At 69.2% G+C, this 6,043-nt stretch carries 3 protein-coding genes and 1 pseudogene; all 4 read right to left on the bottom strand.

The window, feature by feature from the left end; translation table 11 throughout:
* Positions 1-605: pseudogene (locus TSO5_RS25850) on the bottom strand (electron transfer flavoprotein subunit alpha/FixB family protein); the annotation flags it as partial.
* On the bottom strand, positions 602-2,530 hold the full coding sequence (locus TSO5_RS25845) for a DUF3483 domain-containing protein (protein WP_109154315.1): 1,929 nt from the start codon (positions 2,528-2,530) through the stop codon (positions 602-604). The gene TSO5_RS25845 and the pseudogene TSO5_RS25850, both read right to left, overlap by 4 nt.
* 43 nt (positions 2,531-2,573) lie before the next feature.
* The gene (locus TSO5_RS25840) at positions 2,574-4,619 is read right to left on the bottom strand and encodes an NADH:flavin oxidoreductase (RefSeq protein WP_109154314.1); all 2,046 of its coding nucleotides are present in this window, start codon (positions 4,617-4,619) and stop codon (positions 2,574-2,576) included.
* 170 nt (positions 4,620-4,789) lie between these two features.
* A complete protein-coding gene (locus tag TSO5_RS25835) occupies positions 4,790-5,944 on the bottom strand; it encodes a GlxA family transcriptional regulator (protein ID WP_109154313.1) in 1,155 nt (384 codons plus the stop codon).
* Between the last annotated feature and the right edge of the window lie 99 nt (positions 5,945-6,043).

Raw genomic sequence — 6,043 nt, 5'->3', positions numbered from 1 at the left:
CCCGCCGCTGCCGCAACCCGCCGTGCGACATCGGCACCGTCCGGGCTGTCCGGGAACAGGATGTGGCGGGGAGACAGCGCCTCCATCAGCGCCGAAGCGGCGGCGGCGCGCCGTTCCGGCACGTAATCGTCGGCCCAGCCGTCGGGCAGGGCGACATGGCGGTCGGACCCGGCCTCGGCCAGCGCCTCGCCCGAACCGGTGCAGACGGTCACCACCGCCCCGCCCCCGGCGTCAGCCAGCAAGCGGGCGGCGGCGATCACCTGCCGGTCATGCTCGCTGACCTCGCCGCCGGGGCGGTCGAGCATGGCGAGGATCAGATAGGCCGGCTCGGCGATCACCTTCAGCGGGATCGTGGGTACTGCGGCGACGGCCGCCGTTGGGGCGGAGCCAGCCGAGGCCGGGTCGCGTGTCCAGTCGTAGCGCGGGCGCGGCTGGCGCTGGACCAGGGCTGCGTCGCGGATGGCGCGCGGGTCGCTGCGGCGTTCGTTCGTCGCGGCGGCAACCGGCAGCCGCAGCAGGCGAGGACGCGGGCCGGTCAGGTCGGTGCGGGCGGCGCGCTCGGCGCGGGGATCGACGCGGCGGCGGGTGGGGGAGGGTTGGCTCATCGGACGGTCTCCGTCGCGGCGAGCACCAGTTCGGCGATCTCCGCCACCTCCGGCCGGGGGCCGACGACGCCTTCCAGCATCAGGGCGCAGTTGGGGCAGGCGACGGCGACCAGCGAGGCGCCGGTTTCCCGGACATGCTCCATGCGGACGTCGGGAATGCGGCGTTCGCCCGACACGTCGGTCAGCGGAGCACCGCCACCACCGCCGCAACAGCTCGACCGCAGGCCGGAACGCAGCATTTCCCGACGCTCCACGCCGATGGCGTCGAGCAGGGCGCGCGGCGCCTCGATCTCGCCATTGTAGCGACCGAGGTAACAGGGATCGTGGAAGGTGACGCTGCGCCCGACTGGCTTGGTGACCGTCAGCGCGCCGGCGGTGATCAGCTCCAGCAGAAGGGCGGTGTGATGGACGACGGTCCAGCTGCCGCCGTAGGCCGGATATTCGTTGCGCAGCGTGTGTAGCGCGTGCGGATCGGCGGTGACGATGCGGGTGAAGCGGCGGGCGTTCAGCGTCGCCACGTTGCGGGCCGCCAGCGACTGGAAGGTCGCCTCATCGCCCAGTCGGCGGGCGACGTCGCCGCAATCCAGCTCCTCGTCTCCCAGCACGGCGAAGTCCACACCGGCGCGGCGCAGCAGCACCACCAGTGCCCGCAGCGAGCGCTGGACCCGCAGGTCGAAGGCGCCGTCACCGACCCACAGCAGCATGTCGCAGGACCCGCCGGCCGGCAGCCGGGGCAGCGACAGGTCGGCCGCCCAGTCCCAGCGCCGGGCGAGCGCGCGACCGCCGGGATTGTCGGTGGCACGCAGCTCCTCCAGCATGACGGCGGCCTTGGCCGGAGTGGCGCCCAGTTCCAACGTCTGGAAGCGGCGCAGGTCGACCACCGCGTCCACATGCTCGATCATCATCGGGCATTCCTGAACGCAGGCGCGGCAGGTGGTGCAGGACCACAGCGTGTCGGGATGGATCATCGCATCATGCCCGATCAGCGGCAGCGCCGCCCCGCCATGGGCCTTGCCCACGCCGCGGCCGGGATGGGGATTGCCGGCATAGGCGGCGTCGCTGGCTTCGCTGTCCATCGCGGCGACCAGATCCTGCACCAGCTTCTTCGGGTTCAGCGGCAGGCCGGCGGCATAGGCTGGGCAGGCGGTCTCGCAGCGCCCGCACTGGACGCAGGCGTCGAAGCCGAGCAGCCGGTTCCAGGCGAAGTCGACGGGACGCTCCACACCCAGAGCGCCGGCCTCATCCGTCTCCGCCGGAGTGAGCGGCAGCGGCTTCAGCCCGGTGTCGCGACCCATGCCGTCATGGAAACGGGCCGGACGTGGGTGGAAGGCCAGATGCAGCGCCCCATGCACCGCGTGCTTCAGCGGTCCCTTCCATACCCCCCACACCAGATCAGCCATCGCCACTCCGGCAATGGCGATCAGCACCAGCGCCAGCGCCTCCGGCATCACGCCGCCCAGCGATTGGTCGAGCGCCACCACAAGCAGGCAAGCGGAAAAGCCCAGAAGCGACAGCGGAAGGCGGGCGAAGCGGCCCTGCGACAGCTCGCGCGGGCGGATCACCCGGCGGCGATGGCGGACCATCAGGGCACCTGCCAGCATGGCCACCAGCACCAGCGCCAGCAGCAGCCAGAGAATGCGCGATCCGCCCCAGGAAACGGCGATGGCGACACCCATCCCTGCCAGCAGCAGGACCGCCCCAAGGAAGCCGCCGGCGACCAGCGCGTGGAAGCGGGCGTTGAACGGCGTCCGCCCGACCACATGGTGTACATCGACCAGATAGCGACCCGGCAGGGCGCGCAGCCCGGTGACCACTCCGACCGCCGCCGGCCGGCCGGCCAGCCAACGCCGCGACTGCCAGGCGGCCAATGCCGCGCCGATGGCGAGGACGGCAAGGACGACGGTGGTGAGAGCTGTAGCGATCACGTCGGACGGCTCCTGTCGCTTGGCGGGGGCAGATGGGCGGTCGTCAGATGTCCTTGCAAAGACGTGCGGCGTCGTAGATGGCGGCGTGGATGTTGCGGCCGGCCACCGCATCGCCGATGCGATGCAGCGTGTAGCCGCCATGGCCGTTGGCCTGCACCGGTTGCGGCCGGCCGGCGATCAGGCTGTCGAGATCGGTTTCGCCGCGGTTCAGCGACTGGTCCTTCAGATCGAAATAGAGGCCGTCGTTGGGCAGCGTTCCCAGCTCCACCACGATCTGGTCGACCAGCCGCTCCTCTTCCTCATGGGTGTATTCGTTGCGCAGGACGGCGACGCGGCGGTTGCCCTCCGGGTAGATTTCCACGAGCTGTTGGTTGGTGGTCATCACTACGTTCAGCTTGTACAGCTCGCGCAGGTGGATCGGCTGGTTGGTGGTGCCGACCTCCTCCGCGATCATGCGGTCGGGGGTGGCGATCTCCACCAGAGCGCCGCGCTTGGCCATGAATTCGGCGCAGGACGCGCCGTGATGCTGGCCGGTGCCGTCATACATCAGGACCGTTCCCGTCGGCTCCACCGCCCCGGTCAGGACATCCCAGGTCGACACCGCCAGATCGGCGCCCTTGAAGTCGCCGCGGTTGGGCCGGCCGCCAGTGGCGAGGATCACCACATCGGGGGTCTCGGCCTCGACGGCGGCGCGGTCGGCCTCCACGCCCAGGCGGACATCGACGCCCAGCTTGGTGACCTGCTGGGACAGCCAGCGGGTGATGCCGCTCATCGCTTCGCGCCAGGTCGCCTTGGCGGCGATGCCGATCTGGCCGCCGGGGGCGGCATTGCGTTCGAGGAGGACGACCGTATGGCCGCGCTCGGCGCAGACGCGGGCGGCTTCCAGGCCGCCGGGGCCACCGCCGACCACGACCACGCGGCGCTTGCGCTCCGCCTTCGGGATCACATGCGGCATGGTGCTTTCGCGCCCGGTGGCCGCATTCTGGATGCACAGCGCGTCGCCGCCGACATAGATGCGGTCGATGCAATAGCCGGCGCCGACGCACTGGCGCACGTCGTCCAGCCGCCCTTCCATCAGCTTGCGCACCAGATAGGGGTCGGCGATGTGGGCGCGGGTCATGGCGACCATGTCGACATGGCCTTCCTCCACCGCGCGGGCGGCGGTGGCGAGGTCGGTCACGCGCTGGGCATGGAAGACGGGAATGCCGGCCTCGCGCTTGATGCCGCTGGCCAGATGCAGGAAGGGGGCGACCGGGAAGGACATGTTGGGCAGCGAGATGGCGTGGGCCAAATGATCGCGCGCCTGTCCGCCCAATACATTAACGAAATCGATCAGCCCGCGTTCGGCATAAGTGCGGGCGATGGCGATGCAGTCCTCGTGGCTGAGGCCGTCGTCGATCAGCTCGTCACCCGACATGCGCATGCCGACGATGTAGTCGTCCCCGACCTCGGCGCGGATCGCCTCGAACACCTCGATGCCGAAGCGCATGCGGTTTTCCAGGCTGCCGCCATACTTGTCGGTGCGCCGGTTGACCGAGGGGCTCCAGAACTGGTCGATCAGGTGACCGTGGGCGGCCGACAGCTCGAAACCGTCCAGCCCGCCTTCCTTGCAGCGGCGGGCGGCGGCGGCGTAGCTTGCGATGATCCGCTTGAAATCGAAATCCTCCATCTCCTTCGGCGTGTTGCGGTGCGCCGGTTCGCGGGCGGCCGAGGCGGAGACGGTGGGCAGCCAGTTCTCGGTGTCCCAGCGGGTGCGCCGGCCCATGTGGGTCAGCTGGATCATCAGCGCCGCGCCATGGCGGTGCACCCGGTCGGAGAATTCGCGGAAGAAGGGAATGACGCTGTCGTCTGCGACGGAAATCTGGTTCCACGGCGCCGCCGGGCTGTCCACCGCGACGGAGGAGGAGCCGCCGAACATCGTCAGGCCGATGCCGCCTTTGGCCTTTTCCTCGTGGTAGAGCTGATAGCGTTCCTTCGGCTTGCCTTCGGACCCGTAGCCCGGCGCGTGGCTGGTGCTCATCACGCGGTTACGGATCGTCAAATGCTTGATCTGCAGAGGCTTCAGAAGGGCTTCGGCGGGTGAGGACATGGCAGGAACGATCCCCAGTATTGAGCCTGCCAAGAATTCACCATCGGCGCGATTGTCGCGTTGCCCCCCGCGACCGGGAATTACCTTTTTGCGACAGGATCGGTACGACGCGATGCCGGTCCCTCAAATATCTGAATTCCTTAGGCAAATTGGGAGTGGTGGCACCCCCTTCAGTCCGTTACCACACCCCCTTGGGCCATCGGCGCCTGGTCTTCGAACAGGCGGCGGTCGGGCAGCAGGGAGTCGCCGTTCGTGCGCCGGAAAGCGGCGAGAGGCGAGAGATGCGGATCGGCCTCCGCATCCGGTTCGGCGGTGCGGCGCACCTCGGACGGCGATATGCCGAACAGTTCGCGGAACTGGCGGGAGAAATGGGCGCAGTCGGCGAAGCCGGCCTCGTTCGCGATTGCGGTGACCGACCGCTTGGTGTTGCGCAGCAGCCAGTGGCCATAGCGCAGGCGCAGCGTCCGGTAGTAGGTGGCCGGGCTGGTGCCGACGGCCAGCCGGAACAGCCGTTCGAATTGCCGGGTGCTGACGTTCAGGCGGCGGACGATCTCCTCCACCGACAGCGGGTCGCTGATGTGCTGCTCCATCAGCAGCAAGGCGCGGCGGACACGGTCGTTGGTGATCTCCACCACCGTCGGCGGCTGCGGTTGCGACTGGCTGGCGGGACGCGCCTTGTCGATCAGCAGGATGTGCATGGTTTTCTGGGCGGTGGCGCGGCCCAGATGGCGCTCGATCAGGAAGGCGGCCAAATCCGCCACTCCGGCGCCGCCCGAACAGGTGATGCGGTCGCGGTCCACCACGTAGAGCTGGTCGGCCACCGGCACCAGATCGGGAAATTCCTCGATGAAATCGCGGTGATGATACCAGCTGACGCAGCAGCGCCGGTTCTTCATCAGGCCGATGCGGCTCAGCACGAAGCTGCCGGTGCACACGCCGACCAGGGTCACGCCGTAGGATGCCGCGGCGCGCAGATAGGCCAGCGTCTCGTCGTCCAGCTGCGGGCCGGCGTGCAGCAGTCCGCCCACCACGACGACATAGTCGAAGCGGCGGGGATCGGTCAGCGGTTCCCAGCGGGCGACGCCGATGCCGCAGCTGGACATCACCGGCTCGGCCCGCGATCCCATGATGGTCCAGCGGCACCGGATCTGGCGCGACCGGTCGCCCTCGTCGGCCGCCAGCCGCAGGGCGTCGATGAAGGGGGCGAGCGCCGTCAGCGTGAAATTGTTGGTCAGGATGAACCCGACCGACAACAGCGCGCGTTCCTCCTGCCGGGGTGCGGGACCGCTACCGCCGAAACGGCGATATTCCACTGTCTTCCCCACCAGGATACCCTCCCAGTCCCACGGTCCCAGCCTGACGGCCGTGATCCGTCCTTCGGGATGCTAGCGTCAACGGCTCGCCCTCCGGAAGACAATTCGTTG

The sequence above is a fragment of the Azospirillum sp. TSO5 genome (genome assembly GCF_003116065.1).
Lineage (GTDB): Bacteria > Pseudomonadota > Alphaproteobacteria > Azospirillales > Azospirillaceae > Azospirillum.
The sequence above is the reverse complement of the archived record's forward strand: the minus strand, read 5'-3'. Positions and strand labels throughout refer to the sequence as shown.

Bases quoted from the DNA above. Each gene is read 5' to 3' on its own strand.
- TSO5_RS25840 (WP_109154314.1), bottom strand. From the start codon at position 4,619: ATGTCCTCACCCGCCGAAGCCCTTCTGAAGCCTCTGCAGATCAAGCAT.